Annotated in this window: 20 protein-coding genes and 1 tRNA gene; 3 read left to right on the plus strand and 18 right to left on the minus strand. The window is 65.1% G+C overall.

Features of this window, described 5'->3' with window-relative positions; genetic code table 11:
• Positions 1–37 precede the first annotated feature (37 nt).
• From ACI2KI_RS05385 to ACI2KI_RS05420, 8 genes are all read right to left on the minus strand, one after another.
• On the minus strand, positions 38–718 hold the full coding sequence (locus tag ACI2KI_RS05385; protein ID WP_404618351.1) for a type 1 glutamine amidotransferase domain-containing protein: 681 nt from the start codon (positions 716–718) through the stop codon (positions 38–40).
• Between the two features lie 148 nt (positions 719–866).
• A complete protein-coding gene (gene rplL / locus ACI2KI_RS05390; protein WP_105563615.1) occupies positions 867–1,247 on the minus strand; it encodes a 50S ribosomal protein L7/L12 in 381 nt (126 codons plus the stop codon).
• Positions 1,248–1,302: 55 nt separating this feature from the next.
• Positions 1,303–1,818, minus strand: coding sequence for a 50S ribosomal protein L10 (rplJ, locus tag ACI2KI_RS05395; RefSeq protein WP_207826342.1), 516 nt, complete (start codon positions 1,816–1,818; stop codon positions 1,303–1,305).
• Positions 1,819–2,113: 295 nt separating this feature from the next.
• Positions 2,114–2,617, minus strand: a complete 504-nt coding sequence (locus ACI2KI_RS05400; protein WP_404618353.1) for a DUF2059 domain-containing protein — start codon at positions 2,615–2,617, stop codon at positions 2,114–2,116.
• Positions 2,618–2,669: 52 nt separating this feature from the next.
• Positions 2,670–3,104 carry an NUDIX hydrolase gene (locus ACI2KI_RS05405; protein ID WP_292082338.1) on the minus strand — a complete coding sequence of 145 codons (435 nt, stop codon included), beginning with the start codon at positions 3,102–3,104 and terminating at the stop codon, positions 2,670–2,672.
• Complete coding sequence (locus tag ACI2KI_RS05410; RefSeq protein WP_404618356.1) at positions 3,104–4,105, minus strand: anion permease; 1,002 nt, start codon at positions 4,103–4,105, stop codon at positions 3,104–3,106. The genes ACI2KI_RS05405 and ACI2KI_RS05410 overlap by 1 nt, the downstream gene beginning before the upstream one ends.
• Positions 4,106–4,111: 6 nt before the next feature.
• Positions 4,112–4,768 (minus strand): DUF47 domain-containing protein, encoded by a 657-nt coding sequence (locus tag ACI2KI_RS05415; protein ID WP_292082340.1) that lies wholly within the window; start codon positions 4,766–4,768, stop codon positions 4,112–4,114.
• 109 nt (positions 4,769–4,877) lie between these two features.
• Positions 4,878–5,297 carry a helix-turn-helix domain-containing protein gene (locus tag ACI2KI_RS05420; RefSeq protein WP_312064524.1) on the minus strand — a complete coding sequence of 140 codons (420 nt, stop codon included), beginning with the start codon at positions 5,295–5,297 and terminating at the stop codon, positions 4,878–4,880.
• Between the two features lie 54 nt (positions 5,298–5,351).
• Between ACI2KI_RS05420 and ACI2KI_RS05425 the strand changes: the two genes are divergently transcribed.
• Entirely contained in the window at positions 5,352–5,963 is a 612-nt protein-coding gene (locus ACI2KI_RS05425) for an NAD(P)-dependent oxidoreductase (RefSeq protein ID WP_404618358.1), read from the plus strand.
• Positions 5,964–6,082: 119 nt separating this feature from the next.
• Here ACI2KI_RS05425 and rplA read toward each other — a convergent pair whose 3' ends face one another.
• The 6 genes from rplA to ACI2KI_RS05455 form a co-directional block, all read right to left on the minus strand.
• Entirely contained in the window at positions 6,083–6,769 is a 687-nt protein-coding gene (gene rplA, locus ACI2KI_RS05430; RefSeq protein ID WP_404618360.1) for a 50S ribosomal protein L1, read from the minus strand.
• A gap of 3 nt (positions 6,770–6,772) precedes the next feature.
• Positions 6,773–7,204 carry a 50S ribosomal protein L11 gene (gene rplK, locus ACI2KI_RS05435; RefSeq protein ID WP_292082345.1) on the minus strand — a complete coding sequence of 144 codons (432 nt, stop codon included), beginning with the start codon at positions 7,202–7,204 and terminating at the stop codon, positions 6,773–6,775.
• 198 nt (positions 7,205–7,402) lie between these two features.
• Positions 7,403–7,978, minus strand: coding sequence for a transcription termination/antitermination protein NusG (nusG, locus tag ACI2KI_RS05440; protein ID WP_404618362.1), 576 nt, complete (start codon positions 7,976–7,978; stop codon positions 7,403–7,405).
• 13 nt (positions 7,979–7,991) lie between these two features.
• Positions 7,992–8,291 (minus strand): preprotein translocase subunit SecE, encoded by a 300-nt coding sequence (gene secE / locus ACI2KI_RS05445; protein WP_105563605.1) that lies wholly within the window; start codon positions 8,289–8,291, stop codon positions 7,992–7,994.
• A gap of 70 nt (positions 8,292–8,361) precedes the next feature.
• A tRNA-Trp gene (locus ACI2KI_RS05450) sits at positions 8,362–8,437 on the minus strand.
• Positions 8,438–8,573: 136 nt separating this feature from the next.
• A complete protein-coding gene (locus tag ACI2KI_RS05455; RefSeq protein ID WP_312064520.1) occupies positions 8,574–9,110 on the minus strand; it encodes a pyridoxamine 5'-phosphate oxidase family protein in 537 nt (178 codons plus the stop codon).
• Positions 9,111–9,208: 98 nt separating this feature from the next.
• Between ACI2KI_RS05455 and ACI2KI_RS05460 the strand changes: the two genes are divergently transcribed.
• A complete protein-coding gene (locus ACI2KI_RS05460) occupies positions 9,209–9,595 on the plus strand; it encodes a hypothetical protein (protein ID WP_404618365.1) in 387 nt (128 codons plus the stop codon).
• Positions 9,596–9,661: 66 nt separating this feature from the next.
• The gene (locus ACI2KI_RS05465; RefSeq protein WP_404618367.1) at positions 9,662–10,417 is read left to right on the plus strand and encodes a Crp/Fnr family transcriptional regulator; all 756 of its coding nucleotides are present in this window, start codon (positions 9,662–9,664) and stop codon (positions 10,415–10,417) included.
• A gap of 116 nt (positions 10,418–10,533) precedes the next feature.
• On the opposite strand, the gene ACI2KI_RS05470 is transcribed toward ACI2KI_RS05465, so the two are convergent.
• The 4 genes from ACI2KI_RS05470 to ACI2KI_RS05485 all read right to left on the minus strand — a co-directional run bounded on the left by ACI2KI_RS05470 (position 10,534) and on the right by ACI2KI_RS05485 (position 14,255).
• A complete protein-coding gene (locus ACI2KI_RS05470) occupies positions 10,534–11,202 on the minus strand; it encodes an OmpW family protein (protein WP_404618369.1) in 669 nt (222 codons plus the stop codon).
• A 172-nt stretch (positions 11,203–11,374) separates the two neighbouring features.
• The gene (gene cydX, locus ACI2KI_RS05475) at positions 11,375–11,494 is read right to left on the minus strand and encodes a cytochrome bd-I oxidase subunit CydX (protein WP_114818411.1); all 120 of its coding nucleotides are present in this window, start codon (positions 11,492–11,494) and stop codon (positions 11,375–11,377) included.
• A 22-nt stretch (positions 11,495–11,516) separates the two neighbouring features.
• Positions 11,517–12,665, minus strand: coding sequence for a cytochrome d ubiquinol oxidase subunit II (cydB, locus tag ACI2KI_RS05480; RefSeq protein ID WP_404618371.1), 1,149 nt, complete (start codon positions 12,663–12,665; stop codon positions 11,517–11,519).
• A gap of 27 nt (positions 12,666–12,692) precedes the next feature.
• Positions 12,693–14,255: a cytochrome ubiquinol oxidase subunit I gene (locus tag ACI2KI_RS05485; protein ID WP_404618940.1), complete on the minus strand. Its 1,563-nt coding sequence runs from the start codon at positions 14,253–14,255 to the stop codon at positions 12,693–12,695.
• Positions 14,256–14,416: the final 161 nt, after the last annotated feature.

A 14,416-nucleotide genomic window follows, 5' to 3' on the forward strand; every position in this document is an offset into this window, starting at 1 on the left:
GATCGCTCCCGGGCCGTTTTTCGTATGCGCCTGTCGCCTAGGCTTTCAGCAGCTTCAGCAGCGCCTCGGCCGCTTCGCGCGACGAGGCGGGGTTCTGGCCGGTGACCAGCGTCCCGTCCGTCAGAACGTATGAGGCCCAGTCAGCGCCCTTGCTGTAGCGCCCGCCGTTGGCCGCCAGCATGTCCTCGACGAGGAAGGGCACGACCTGGGTCAGGCCCACGGCCTCTTCCTCGCTGTTGGTGAAGCCGGTGACGGCCCGCCCCTTGACCAGGGGCTGGCCGTCCGCGCCCTTCACGTCCTTCAGCACGCCGGGCGCATGGCAGACGAAGCCTGTCGGTTTGTCCGCAGCGGCGAAGGCCTGGATCAGGCCGATGGAGACGGGATCATTGGCCAAGTCCCACAGCGGTCCATGCCCGCCGGGATAGAAGACGGCGTCGAAATCCTCAGCCTTCACATCGGCCAGTTTGACCGTGCTCGCCAGCGCGGCCTGGGCCTCGGCGTCGGCCTTGAAGCGGCGGGTGTCCTCGCTCTGGGCGTCCTCGGCGTCGCTCTTGGGGTCCAGCGGCGGCTGTCCGCCCTTGGGCGAGGCGATCACGATTTCAGCCCCGGCGTCCTTGAGGGCGTAATAGGGGGCGGCGAACTCTTCCAGCCAGAAGCCGGTCTTCTGGCCGGTATCGCCGAGTTGGTCGTGCGACGTCAGGACCATCAGGATCTTCATGGGAGGGCGTCCTTTCGATTGTGGAGGTCACAGATGGGGACCCCCAGAACGATCCGCCACGCCCAAAAGAAAACGGGCCGGAGGTTTCCCCCGACCCGTTCCTTGAAGTCTGAGCCTCGACCCGAGGGTCGAAGCGCAAAATCCGATCTTACTTGATCTGGATCTTGGCGCCGGCTTCTTCGAGCTTCTTCTTCAGCTCTTCAGCGACTTGCTTCGAGACGTTCTCGACGACGTTCTGCGGAGCGCCTTCGACCAGGTCCTTGGCTTCCTTCAGACCCAGGTCGGTGCGGACGCCGCGGACTTCCTTGATCACGTTGATCTTCTTGTCGCCGCCGTCAACCAGGACAACGGTGAACTCGGTTTGCTCTTCAGCAGCTTCAGCCGGAGCAGCAGCGCCGCCAACGGCAGCAACGGCGACCGGAGCAGCAGCCGAGACGCCCCACTTGTCTTCCAGCAGCTTCGACAGTTCAGCGGCTTCCAGGACGGTCAGAGCCGACAGTTCTTCAACGATCTTGGCGAGATCAGCCATTTTAGTCTTCCTTCGGTAGGATGAGGTTCAGAGAGATATGCAGAGATGACGAGGCTTAGGCGGCGTCTTTGGTCGCGTACGCGTTGAAGACGCGAGCCAGTTGGCCGGCGGGTGCTTGCAGGACGCCAGCAACCTTGGTCGCCGGGGCTTGCAGCAGGCCGATCAGCTTGCCACGCAGTTGGTCCAGCGACGGCAGCTTGGACAGGGCGTCGACGCCAGCAGCGTCCAGCACCTTGTCGCCCATGAAACCGCCGATGAGCTTGAACTTGTCGTTGCCCTTGGCGAATTCAGCCGCGACCTTCGCAGCGGTGACCGGATCAGCGGCGTAGGCGATGCCCACCGGACCCTTGAACAGATCGTGGTAGGCCGAGCCTTCCTCGACGCCCAGCGCCTTCAGCGCCAGACGGTTCTTCACCACCTTGAACGCGCCGCCTTCTTTACGAAGGCGACCACGCAGGTCTTCCATCTCCGCAACGGTCAGACCCAGGTTGTGGGTCACGACCACGGCGCCCGCGTCGGCGAACACGCTTTTCAGCGATTCGATCGACTCGGCTTTTTGTGCGCGGTCCATTGCGGTCTCCAGTTTGGTATTCGCCGCCGGGCTAATTCCCGACGACGGATTTGGCTTAAGCGCCATGCATCGCTGCACAGCGTTCAGGCCGGTCTTATTGTCCGAAGGAAGCAGGCCTATCCGGCCGAAAACGGCTGGATGAAAGGTCTTTGCATCCCCATCTCCCCACGGCGTCAGAAGGCTCTCTGACGATTATGACGCAGGCGACCCCCGCGTCCCGAAGTTCTCGGACAGGATCCGCCAAGGCCGAAGCCCTGACGAGAAGCCGCGCTCTATACACGGCTGGGCGGATAAATCAACGGGCCGAAGGCTTTCTCGCGGCCTGCCCTTTCGGGGCCTCGCCCTGACAGTCGAACTCGGCGCAGAACTTGGTCATCAGATCGGTCAGATAGGCCACCTCGAACCGCTGCATGATCTCGCCCTGGGCCATGCCCGCCTCCATCTGCTTGCGCGCGATCCCGCGCCCCATCGGCGTCTCGTAGAAAGCGACGAGCGCCCCAAGCTCCGCCTCGCTGAAGCGCTCGGCATAGTCGCGGGTCATTTCATCGATCATGGGCCGCATGTGGGTGTTCATGATCTGCAGAGCGTGACGGCGAAACCACCTCGCTTGCTCCTCGGGTACCGAGGCGTCCCACTGAGCGACCTGTCCGTCGAGCAGTTCCTGCATAGCCTTGTCCATGCCGGTGATGGACAGTTGGACATAGCGTTCGGCCAGGGCCTGTCGCTCTGAGGTCTGGGCCGAGGCCGCCGTTCCGAAAGACAGACTGGCGATGATCGCGATGGCGGCGAGATGGCGCATGGAGTTCTCCTGCCGCAACTCATAGCGAAGTCGAACGACGTTCGCCATGCACCTACTGCGGTCGAAAATCCCGGATCAGCTGCGCCAGATCGGCTTCATGCACGGCGTCCGCGGCGTCTGCCTGCTTCATCCAGCGGCGCTGGCGTTGCTGGTCCTCGGGCCAGGCCCCCAACTGAATCAGGACCTCCAGAGGATAGACGGCGACCACGCAGGCCTGTTCGGCGCCGGTCTTCAGTCGCTTGGCGTAGCGGAAATGGCCGACCGGAGCCTCAAGGGTCTCGCCCTGAACCCCTGCCTCCTCATAGGCTTCCTGAGCCGCCGCCTGCGGATCGGTCTTGCCGACCATGCGGCCGCCCTTGGGGATGACCCAGCGTCGCGTCTCGCGCGAGGTGATCATCATCACCTCGACGCCGTCGTCGCCCAGCCGCCACGGCAGGGCTGCGACCTGACGCGTCTCGGAAGTTTCTGTTCGGGCGGTCGCGCTCATCAGGTCAGGAAAAAGCCGCCGACGAAATAGAAGATCGCGCCAATCGCCGCAGCAGCGGGCATGGTGATGAACCAGGCCGTCACGATGCTGCGCGCCACGCTCCAGCGCACGGCCGAGACCCGCTTGGCCGCGCCCACGCCGACAATGGCGCCGGTGATGGTGTGGGTAGTCGACACCGGAATGCCCATGCTGGTCGCCGCGAACAGGGTGATGGCCCCGCCTGTCTCAGCGCAGAAGCCCTGCTGCGGGCTGAGACGCGTGATGCGCGAGCCCATGGTGTGGACGATCTTCCAGCCGCCGAACAGGGTGCCGAGCGCGATGGCCGCCTGACAGGTGATGACGACCCAGAAGGGCACGTGGAACTCACCGCCCAGCATCCCGCGCGAGTACAGAAGAATGGCGATGATCCCCATGGTCTTCTGCGCGTCATTGCCGCCGTGGCCCAGGGAATAGGCCGAGGCCGAGACGAACTGCAGCCCGCGGAAAATCCGGTCCGCAAAGGCCGGGTTGGCCTTGGCGAACAGCCAGGACACGATCAGCACCAGCAGAAGGGCCAACAGGAAGCCGATGGCCGGCGACATGAAGATGGCGCCGACCGTCTTCAGCACCCCGGCGATGACGACCGCGCTGGTCCCGGCCTTGGCGATGCCCGCGCCCAGCAAGCCGCCGACCAGGGCGTGCGAGCTTGAGGACGGAATGCCCGCCAGCCAGGTGATGACGTTCCAGCTGATGGCCCCCATCAGGGCGCCGAAAATCACCTGATCCGAGATGATGTCGGGCGAGATGATGCCCCGCCCGATGGTATCGGCCACATGCAGGCCAAAGAACAGGAAGGCGATGAAGTTGAAGAAGGCCGCCCAGCCGACCGCATAGATCGGCGGCAGAACCCGCGTCGCGACAATCGTGGCGATCGAATTGGCCGCGTCGTGCAGGCCGTTCAGGAAGTCGAACAGCAGGGCGACGCCGATCAGGAAGATCAGGATCAGGAGGGCGTGATCCATCGGACCCTACAGGTGCTCGACCAGAACGCCGTTGATGCGGTTCGCCACATCCTCGAACCGGTCGATGATCTTCTCGAGGTGGTCATAGACCTCGCCGCCGATGATGAACCACAGCGTATTGCCGCCGGTCATGTCGTGGCGATGCAGCTCGTACAGCGCCTTCATGCCCTCGTCGTAAAGGGTGTCGCTCGCGCTCTCTAGCTTGGCGATCTGTTCGGTCAACTCGTTAAGTCGGTCGTGATTCTTGCGCATGGCCGGCAGCAGGGACACCGCCTCCGCCGTCAGGGCGCCGCACTGAACGGCGATGTCCGCCAGCTCGCGCATCTTGGGGGCGAACTCGCGCATCTCGTACAGGGTCACGACCTTGGCCGTCTTCTGCATCTGGTCGATGGTGTCGTCCAGCGAGTTGGTCAGGCCGCGAATGTCCGAGCGGTCAAACGGGGTGATGAAGCTGCGACGCACGGCGAACAGGACTTCGCGCGCGACATCGTCGGCCTCATGCTCGTGATCGACGATCTTCTGGCACCAGTCGGGCGTGGCCTCGCCGCCGTCCATCATGCCGCGCAGGGCCTGCGCGCCCTTCACCAGGGTGGCGGCGTGGGCGTCAAACAGGCGAAAGAAGTTGTCTTCCTTGGGCAGCAGCGCCTGGAACCAGCTCAGCATCAGTCGTCTCCGAAAGGGCCGCCCGAAGCGACTGCGCCCCAAGACCGGAATTACCCCCCTGCCGTCAAGTCGTCAGAACACGGAAATCGTTTCCTGCAACCATTAGTGCTCAGCGGCCCTGAGCCGCGTCGTAGCCCGCCTGGGCCAGCGCCACCTCCGGCATCCGGGTCTCGGCCCAGTCGATCACAGGCTGCAAGGCCTGAACCAACGTGAGCCCCAGGGGCGTGATCGCATAGGTGACGGACACAGGCACCGTGGCTTCGACCGTGCGTGTCGCCAGCCCGTCCCGCTCCATCTGGCGCAGGGTCTGGCTCAGCATCTTCTGGGACACCCCCTCGATCCGTCGCTTCAGGGCGTTGAAGCGCATCGGTTCGTCCGCCAGCGTGGTCAGCAGCAGCACGGTCCACTTGTCCGCGATGCGGTCCAGCAGCAGCCTCGTCGGGCAGTTGGCGGCGTAGACGTCGCCGCGCCAAAGCGTCGGGGCGGTTCCCGCAGGGTGACCTGATGAGGTTTCGGTGCCTTCTTGCATGGTTGCTTCCAATATCACACCTGGTCTCCATTGGTAACCTATGGAGTCCTCCCCATGAAAGTCACAGTCCTCGGCGCCAGCGGCCGCGCCGGATCGGAAATCACCAAGGAACTCGCCCGTCGCGGCCATCAGGTCACGGGCGTGGCCCGCAACCCGGCAGCCATCCCCACCGGCGAAGGCATTACTCCCGTTAGCGGCGACGTGAACGCCGCCGACGCCCTGCCTGCCCTGCTGGAGGGTGCGGACGCCGTGGTCAGCGCCATCATGTTCATCGACACCAAGCCCGACGCCCTGATCGCAGCGGTCAAGGCGGCTGGAGTTCCGCGCTATCTGGTGGTCGGCGGCGCCGGCAGCCTGGAGGCGGCGCCGGGCCTGAAGGTCATCGACACCCCGGACTTCCCCGAGATCTACAAGGCTGAGGCCTCGGCGGGCGGGCGCTTCCTGGACCGCCTGCGTCAGGAGGATGAGCTGGACTGGACCTTCCTGTCGCCGTCCGCCGTGTTCGACGGCAGCGACCGCACCGGCCAATTCCGGCTGGGCGGCGACAGTCTGCTGGTCACGGCCGACGGCCGCAGCGCCATCTCCTTCCCCCACTACGCCATCGCCATGGCGGACGAGATCGAAGCGCCCAAGCACAGCCGCCAGCGCTTCACCGTCGGCTACTGAGCCCGGCAGGTCCAGAAACGCGGGCCTCAAGTAGCGCGAATGCGCGGCAGGCCCCCAAAAACAAAAGACCCCGGAGATCGCTCTCCGGGGTCTTCGTCATTTCAGCGCGAGGCTTGAGATCAGCCCAGCGAAGCCGGATCGACCTTGAAGCCCGGGCCCATCGTCGACGACAGGGTGATGCGCTTCACATAGGTGCCCTTGGCGCCCGAGGGCTTGGCCTTGTTCAGGGCGTCCACATACGCCTTGACGTTGGCTTCCAGGGCTTCCTGCGTGAAGGAGACCTTGCCGATACCGCCGTGAGCGATACCAGCCTTCTCGACGCGGAACTCGACGGCGCCGCCCTTGGCGTCCTTGACGGCCTGGGCGACGTTCGGGGTCACGGTGCCGACCTTGGGGTTCGGCATCAGGCCGCGCGGGCCCAGGACCTTACCAAGACGGCCGACCAGGGCCATCATGTCGGGCGAGGCGATGACGCGGTCGAAGTCCATCAGACCACCGTTGATCTGCTCGTACAGATCCTCGGCGCCGACGTATTCAGCGCCGGCGGCGCGGGCTTCGTCAGCTTTGGCGTCCTTGGCGAAGACGGCGACCTTGACGTCGCGGCCCGTGCCCGACGGCAGGTTGACCACGCCGCGAACCTGCTGGTCGGCGTGACGCGGATCGACGCCCAGGTTGACGGCGATTTCCATCGACTCGTCGAACTTGGCCTTGGCGTTGTCCTTGACCAGCTTGATGGCGTCCGAGAACGACATCAGCTCCTGGGTGACGCCGGTGCGGGCTTTCTGAGCCTTGGTTTGCTTAGCCATGGATTAGCCCTCCACCACTTGGATGCCGATCGCGCGGGCCGAACCTTCGATGATGCGCATGGCGGCATCGATGTCGTTGGCGTTCAGGTCTTTCATCTTCGCTTCAGCGATCTCGCGGACTTGCGCCTGCGTGACCTTGCCGGCGGTTTCGCGACCGACCAGCTTGGCGCCCGACTTAATGCCGGCGGCCTGCTTCAGGTAGAAGGTCGCCGGGGGCGTCTTCGTGATGAAAGTGAAGGACTTGTCCTGGTAGACCGTGATGACGGTCGGCAGCGGGGTGCCCTTGGCGACCTTCTCGGTGCGCGCGTTGAACTCCTTGCAGAAGCCCATGATGTTGACGCCGCGCTGACCCAGCGCCGGGCCGATCGGGGGCGAAGGCGTGGCCGAACCGGCCGCAACTTGCAGTTTGATATAGCCGAGAATCTTCTTGGCCATTGGTCTCTCCTATGGATGACCCCGACAGAGACTGAAGGGGCCGGTGAGCCGTGGTCCGGCATGGCTGCCTCCCACGGATTTGCCGCCGATCGACTCGAAGGCCGACGGGCGAAGGCGCGCGTTTAGCAGGGCGGCCCTGCAAACGCAAACGAGGGCCGCAGGCGCGACCCTCGAATGTCTGAACCGAAAAGGTCCGGCTTAGCCGGCGGTCTTCTCGACCTGATTGTATTCCAGATCCACCGGGGTCGGGCGACCGAAGATGGAGACGGCCACGCGCAGGCGGGCGTTGTCCTCGTCGACGCTCTCGACCTGACCGTCGAAGCTGGCGAACGGACCGTCGATGACCTTGACGGTCTCGCCGATGTCGAAGCGGATGGTGGGCTTCGGACGCTCGACGCCCTCTTCCACGGCGCCGATGATGTTCTGCACTTCACGTTCCGAGACCGGCAGGGGCTTGGTGCCGCCCGCGGCGCCCAGGAAGCCCGTGACCTTCGGCGTGTTCTTGACCAGGTGATAGGCGTTGTCGGTCATCTCCATCTTCACCAGCACGTAGCCGGGGAAGAATTTGCGTTCCGAGTTCACCTTGCGGCCTCGACGGATCTCGACGACTTCCTCGGTCGGAACCAGGATTTCGGAGAAGGCGTCTTCCAGGCCTTGTTGCTTCGCCTGCTCGCGCAGCTGCTCCGCGACCTTCTTTTCGAAGTTCGAGTAGGCGTTGACGATATACCATTTGTGGCGGGGGTTGGCCGCCGGCTTGGGCGCTGCATCGCTCATGTGCGCGTCTCCTTTATTGGCCGAGGCCGAGAATGAAGCGGGACGCGAAGCCCAGCCCCGTATCGACGATCCAGAAGAAGGCCGAGGCGATCAGCACCATGATGAAGACCATCACCGAGGTGATCCAGGTCTCCTTGCGGCTGGGCCAGACGATCTTGCGGGCTTCAGCGCGAACCTGGCTGAAGAACTGGGCAGGCGACGTCTTCTTCTTGGGTGCAGGCGCGTCAACGGCGACCGTTGCGGCGCCGGATGCGGCGGCTGCGGTCTGGTTTCCCACGGTGCGGCGACCGCCGGGGGTCTTCGCCTTGGCCATATGACGTCTCTTCAACCTCTGGAACCTGTCGCCTCACATGGGAACTCCCAAGCGACTGCGACAGGGGGAATGGCAGGAGCGGAGGGACTCGAACCCACGACCCTCGGTTTTGGAGACCGATGCTCTACCAGCTGAGCTACACTCCTAGTGTCCCGGACAAAGATCAATGCGCCGTGAGCAAGCTCGACGGCGCTGACCTCGCCAGAGGGGCGCATATGCCTGACGGCCGATCGCATTTCAAGGGGCGTTTCACGATAACCGTCGATAGATGCGCAGCTTTGTTCAGAACAGCCGCGCCACGGCGCTCGGCTCATAGCTGACGCCATGCACGACGCGGTCGGGATCGCCGATCGAGAAGGTCTGGGCGCGGCTGCGGCCGTCTATCACGGCCACCGCCTCGACCTGTTCGGGAATCACCTTGACCACCGCCACTGCATCGCCGCCGGGGGCCCAGGGACTAATCTCGGGCGAACGCTTGATGATCAGATCGTTCAGACGCTGCACCTCGTCGCCGTCGGTCACCTCCTCGGCCCGGCCGTCGATGGACAGGCCGACCGCCTCCCCCTCGCCGGCCACGCCGCGCACGGCGACGCCGACACGCGGATCGGCGATGATGTTGCGCAGCTTCTCGCTGTCGCGCGCCGTGACGAAATAAAGGTTCAGCCCGTCGTTCAGATAGCCCAGGGTGCTGGCCTGGGGCCGTCCGTCGGCGCGGTTGGACGCCAGGGTCATCAGCCGCTGGCCGTCGAGCAGCTTCAAAATCGCGGCCACCGCGCCGCCGTGGATGGGGACCACGCTGGATGTCGACTCTGCGGTCATGACCTGAACTCCTTGGCTGAGAGAACCTGCGGCGGGGCCGCCGGGTTCACCTTGACACAGATCAAGGCGATTTGGCCCCGAGCGCGCGAAATGGCCGCATGACCGAGTCCCGCCTGATGCCAGACGCGCCGCGCCTGGATGTCGTTCCCCTCACTGAGGCCGAGGCGCCGGCCGAGTTCGCCCTCGCCCGAATGTGGCGGCCCGATCTGGGCGCGGACCAATGGCGCACCTTCCTGCGCGACTGGCGCGCCGCCCCCGACAGTCGCGGCATCCTCAGCGCCCGTAATCAGCGCGGCGGCGTCCTGGGCTTCGTCAGTTGGTGGCGTCAACCGGATCTGGAATACGGCGAGACCCTGTGGGCCGGCCCCTTCGTGGTCCGGGAAATGGGCGTGCGGCCTCTGGTGCGGCAAAGTCTGGCGGTGGAGCTGACCGCCCTGGCGCATCGGCTGGGCGCAAAGCTGCGCTATGCCGAAGACGTCGCCTAGGACAGCCTGCCCACTTCGAAAGCGATCCGCGTTCAGCTAGGCTGCAGCGCAATGCTGGAGCCGACCATGACCGCCCGTAACGCCGCCCTGGCCGAACCCGCCGCCGATCCTGCCGACGTCCGACTGGAAGACGTCCATCCCTGCGCGACCTGCGGGGCGCGGCCGCTGGGCGTCTGCGCCGACCTGAAGGGCCATGAACTGCAGAGCATGGCCTGCGCCAGCGAGACGATCACGGCCCAGCCGGGCCAGGCCCTGTTCCACGAGGGCGATCCCAACCCCTTCGTCTTCAACGTCGTCGAGGGCGCAGTGAAGCTGTATCGCCTGCTGCCCGACGGTCGGCGCCAGATCACCGGCTTCCTGTTCCAGGGCGACTTCCTGGGTCTGGGCGGTCGCGGACCCTCCAGCTTTACCGCCGAGGCCCTGACGCCGCTCAGCGCCTGTCGCTTCCGGCGCGGCGACTTCGATCAGCTGCTGAACGCCTTGCCCGCGCTGGAGCACCGTCTGGTGGCCATGGCCGGCGACGAGCTGATGGCGGCGCAGGAACAGATCGTCCTGCTGGGCCGCAAGACAGCGCGCGAGCGGATCGCCAGCTTCCTGACCCGCCTGTCGGCGCGGCAGGTGCAACTGGGCGGCGCCGAGGGCCGCGTTCACTTGCCCATGACCCGCCTGGACATCGCCGACTACCTGGGCCTGACCATCGAGACGGTCAGCCGGGTCTTCACCCAGTTCAAGACCTCGGGCCTGATCCAGCTGCTGCCGAACAATGAGGTGGCCCTGCCCGATCCAGAGGCGCTGAAGGCGCTGGGCGAAGGCGCAGCCTGAGCCGAAAAGAATGGGTGAAGGCGCCGCCTGAGCCGAAAGGCGCGGCTTGGAGGGACGAAGGGGGCGCGGGCTGACGTCCCGCACCCCCGCCCCGCATCGACCTCGAAGCTCTGACCTCAGAACTTCCGGCCGACGCCCACCGACACGACCCAGGGATCAAGGCTGACGCTGCTCTTCAGCGCGCCGTTGTTGATCTTGGCGTCCGTGTCGAACCAGACCTTCTTGGCGTCGAGGTTCAGGGTCCATGGCCCCGACAGGTTCCAGTCGGCGCCAGCCTGCAAGGCCATGCCGAAGCCGTCGTCCAGATCGACCTCGAAGCCGTTCTTATCCTTGCCCTCGAAGAAGGCCATGTAGCTGACGCCGGCGCCGACATAGGGGCTGATCGTCGCGTTCGGGGTTGGGCGGTATTGCAGCGTCACGATGGGGGGCAGGACCCAGGTCTCGTGCACAGCAACATCCGTTCCCGCCCCCTTGGCGCGGACCTCATGCTGGGTGGCGCCCAGAATGGCTTCGACGGCCCAGTGGTCGGCGACGAAATAGGTGAAGCCCAGGGTCGGCATCCAGTCGTCGCTGACGTCGACCTCCAGGCCGCTGTCGGCGCCGGCGGCGGTAAGGATGGCGTCGTCGGCCTGCGGCAGGACGCCGGTCATGCGGCCGGTGACGATCAGCGTGCCCTTGCCGACGGGCTCGGGAGCGGCGTCCATAACCCTAGAATTTTGGGCGGAGGCGGCGCCCGCCAGAGTCAGGACGCTGGCGGCGGCCAGAAGGGCGGCGGCGGTTTTCATCGGTATCAATCCCCGACAATCGCCGGATCGAGGGAGGGTCCGGCTTCGATGTCGGGAACACTCTTCCATCCCCCCGCCCCTGACGCCTTGATCCAGCGCAAGACCATGGAAGTACGCATGAAAAAGCCTCTTCGACCGAGATCGAAGAGGCTGATTTCATTGACCGAAGCGATCAGGGCTCGGAGCGGCCCTCATCCCCTTCGTCGAACAGTTGGAACTCGTGCCAGACGCCGTTCAGCACGCCGAACGCCACCGCCAGGCCGAGGCCCAGGATCCAGGCGAAATACCACATGGGATGATCTCCTTTCGCGGGATCAGTAGAGGTCGGGATTGGTCTTGAGGGCGGCGGTGCTCGAACGGCCCCACAGCACCTTGTAGACCCACGAGGTGTAGAGCAGCACGATCGGCATGAAGACCACCACCACGACCAGCATGATGAACAGGGTCGTGTGGCTGGACGAGGCGTTCCACACCGTCAGGCTGGACTGCGGGTTGATCGAGCTGGGCAGGATGAAGGGGAACATCGACAGGCCGACCGTCGAAATGATCCCCACCGCCGAGGCCGAGGAACCGCCGAAGGCCATGGCCGGGGACCGGCGCCACATGCCGATCAGGCCCACCAGCGCGCCGAGGAAGCCCAGGACCGGGGCGATGATCATCCACGGATAGAGACCGTAGTTGTCCATCCACGCGCCGGGCGCGGCCTCGACCGTGGTGCGCAGCGGGTTGGAGAAGCCCGCCGTGTCCAGCACGCCCGTGATACGGAAGCCGATGTCGCCAAAGGCGATGAACAGGCCGCCGACCGCGAAGAGCACCAGGCTGAGCAGACCGGCGACAGTGCCGATGGCGCGGGCGCGGTGCAGCACCGGCCCCTGCTCGCCCTTGATCGACAGCCAGGCCGCGCCGTGCAGCACCAGCATGCAGACCGACAGCAGACCGCAGATCAGGGTGAAGGGCGAGAACAGGCCGATCAGCGTGCCCTCGTAGAAGGAGCGCAGGTCGCTATCCAGGCGGAAGGGCGCGCCCAGCAGGACGTTGCCGACGGCGACGCCGAACACCAGGGCCGGGACGAAGCTGCCGATGAACAGGCCCCAGTCCCACATCGAGCGCCAGCGCTTGTCGGCACGCTTGGACCGGTACTTGAACGACACGGGCCGCAGGATCAGCGCCGACAAGACCAGGAACATGGCCAGGTAGAAGCCGGAGAAGCTGACGGCATAAACAAAGGGCCAGGCGGCGAAGATCGCCGCGCCGCCGACGATGAACCAGACCTGGTTGCCCTCCCAGGTCGCGCCGACGGTGTTGATCACCATGCGGCGCTCTTCATCCGTCTTGGCGACGAAGGGCAGCAGGGCGCCGACGCCCATGTCGAAGCCGTCCGTCAGGGCGAAGCCGATCAGCAGCACGCCCAGCAGTCCCCACCAGATCAGGCGGAGCGTGGTGTAGTCGAGGGGAAGTTCCATCTCTCTTGTTTCCTTGAACGACCGGGGTCAGGCGACCGCCGGTTCGCCTTCCGCCTGAGGTTCATCGGGGACGTCGTGCTGGTTGAAGGGGCCTTTCTTGATCGCGCGAAGGATCAGGCCGACCTCGATCACCGCCAGGGCGCCGTACAGGACGGTGAAGCCGATGATGGTGGTCCAAAGCTGCGGCACGGTCAGGCTGGACGCGCCCAGGAAGGTCGGCAGGACGCCTTCCACGGCCCAGGGCTGACGGCCCACTTCGGCCAGGACCCAACCGGACTCGATGGCGATCCACGGCAGGGGGATGGCCAGAACGGCCAGACGCAGGAACCAGCGCGTGTCATGCTTGCGCAGGGTGCACAGGACGAAGGCCGTGGCGAACAGACCGATCATCAGGAAGCCGATGCCGGCCATGATGCGGAAGACCCAGAACATCAGCGGCACATTGGGTACGGTGTCCCAGGCCGCCTGCTTGATCTGCTCGGGCGTGGCCTGACGCGGATCGGCGACATAGCGTTTCAGCAGCAGGCCGTAGCCCAGGTCGTTGCGCACCGATTCAAACTGCGCGCGAGCAGCCATGTCGGTGTGGTCGGCCTTGACCTTCTCCAGGGCGTCATAGGCGACGACGCCGCGTTCGATACGGTCTTCAGCGACAGCGACCAGTTCCAGAATGCCGATCACCGGCTTGTCGATGCTGCGCGTCGAGATCAGGCCCAGGACATAGGGAATCTTGACCTCGAAATGGGTGTGACGGTCTTCCAGGCTGGGCAGGCCGAAGGCGGTCAGACCGGCAGGCGCCGGCTCGGTGCGCCACATGGCTTCCAGCGCGGCCAGCTTCATCTTCTGGTTGTCGGTCAGGGCATAGCCCGACTCATCGCCCAGAACGACGACCGAAAGCGACGACAGCAGGCCGAAGGCGGCCGCCACGGTCATGGACCGCTTGGCGAACCCGACGTGCTTGCCCTTCAACAGATAAAAGGCCGAGATGCCCAGCACGACCACGGCGGCGCAGACGTAGCCGGCCGAGACGGTGTGGACGAACTTGGCCTGGGCCACCGGGTTGAAGATCACCGCCATGAAGTCCACGACTTCCATGCGCATGGTGTCGGGGTTGAAGGCGGCGCCGACCGGGTTCTGCATCCAGCCGTTGGCGACCAGGATCCACAGGGCCGACAGGTTGGTGCCCAGCGCCACCAGGAAGGTGACGAACAGGTGCCCTACGCGCGGCAGCTTGTCCCAGCCGAAGAACATCAGGCCGACGAAGGTGGCTTCCAGGAAGAAGGCCATCAGCCCTTCAATGGCCAGCGGGGCCCCGAAGATGTCGCCGACATAGTGGGAGTAATAGGACCAGTTCATGCCGAACTGGAATTCCATGGTCAGGCCGGTGGCCACGCCCAGAACGAAGTTGATGCCGAACAGCACGCCCCAGAACCGGGTGATGGTTCGCCATATAGGCCTGCGCGTCATGACATAGATGCTCTCCATGATGACCAGCATGAAGGAGAGGCCCAGCGTGAGGGGCACGAACAGAAAGTGGTATAGCGCCGTCAGTGCGAACTGAAGGCGTGACAGGTCTACGACCGCCAGGTCGATCATGGGCTCAGGCTCCTGACCGCCAGCCCCCATCGACCGGCGTTCTACTATAACCTAAAGCAGCGCCGTTTGGCGCGCCTTGATCCGGATCAAAGCCCAACCGGGACGACTCGCTCTAGACGGCGTTTCGCCCAAGGCTGTTTCGTCACAAGGACGATTCG

Source organism: Brevundimonas sp. NPDC046655, from assembly GCF_044901625.1.
Classification (GTDB): Bacteria; Pseudomonadota; Alphaproteobacteria; order Caulobacterales; family Caulobacteraceae; genus Brevundimonas.

Coding starts and splice junctions, on each gene's coding strand:
- ACI2KI_RS05420 (WP_312064524.1), bottom strand. CDS start 5,297: ATGCAAGAAGGCACCGAAACCTCATCAGGTCACCCTGCGGGAACCGCC.
- ACI2KI_RS05415 (WP_292082340.1), bottom strand. CDS start 4,768: ATGCTGAGCTGGTTCCAGGCGCTGCTGCCCAAGGAAGACAACTTCTTT.
- ACI2KI_RS05465 (WP_404618367.1), top strand. CDS start 9,662: ATGACCGCCCGTAACGCCGCCCTGGCCGAACCCGCCGCCGATCCTGCC.
- ACI2KI_RS05385 (WP_404618351.1), bottom strand. CDS start 718: ATGAAGATCCTGATGGTCCTGACGTCGCACGACCAACTCGGCGATACC.
- ACI2KI_RS05470 (WP_404618369.1), bottom strand. CDS start 11,202: ATGAAAACCGCCGCCGCCCTTCTGGCCGCCGCCAGCGTCCTGACTCTG.
- cydX (WP_114818411.1), bottom strand. CDS start 11,494: ATGTGGTATTTCGCCTGGATCCTGGGCCTCGGCCTGGCGGTGGCGTTC.
- nusG (WP_404618362.1), bottom strand. CDS start 7,978: ATGAGCGATGCAGCGCCCAAGCCGGCGGCCAACCCCCGCCACAAATGG.
- ACI2KI_RS05455 (WP_312064520.1), bottom strand. CDS start 9,110: ATGACCGCAGAGTCGACATCCAGCGTGGTCCCCATCCACGGCGGCGCG.
- secE (WP_105563605.1), bottom strand. CDS start 8,291: ATGGCCAAGGCGAAGACCCCCGGCGGTCGCCGCACCGTGGGAAACCAG.
- cydB (WP_404618371.1), bottom strand. CDS start 12,665: ATGGAACTTCCCCTCGACTACACCACGCTCCGCCTGATCTGGTGGGGA.
- ACI2KI_RS05400 (WP_404618353.1), bottom strand. CDS start 2,617: ATGCGCCATCTCGCCGCCATCGCGATCATCGCCAGTCTGTCTTTCGGA.
- ACI2KI_RS05410 (WP_404618356.1), bottom strand. CDS start 4,105: ATGGATCACGCCCTCCTGATCCTGATCTTCCTGATCGGCGTCGCCCTG.
- rplL (WP_105563615.1), bottom strand. CDS start 1,247: ATGGCTGATCTCGCCAAGATCGTTGAAGAACTGTCGGCTCTGACCGTC.
- ACI2KI_RS05460 (WP_404618365.1), top strand. CDS start 9,209: ATGACCGAGTCCCGCCTGATGCCAGACGCGCCGCGCCTGGATGTCGTT.
- rplK (WP_292082345.1), bottom strand. CDS start 7,204: ATGGCCAAGAAGATTCTCGGCTATATCAAACTGCAAGTTGCGGCCGGT.
- rplJ (WP_207826342.1), bottom strand. CDS start 1,818: ATGGACCGCGCACAAAAAGCCGAGTCGATCGAATCGCTGAAAAGCGTG.
- ACI2KI_RS05425 (WP_404618358.1), top strand. CDS start 5,352: ATGAAAGTCACAGTCCTCGGCGCCAGCGGCCGCGCCGGATCGGAAATC.
- rplA (WP_404618360.1), bottom strand. CDS start 6,769: ATGGCTAAGCAAACCAAGGCTCAGAAAGCCCGCACCGGCGTCACCCAG.
- ACI2KI_RS05405 (WP_292082338.1), bottom strand. CDS start 3,104: ATGAGCGCGACCGCCCGAACAGAAACTTCCGAGACGCGTCAGGTCGCA.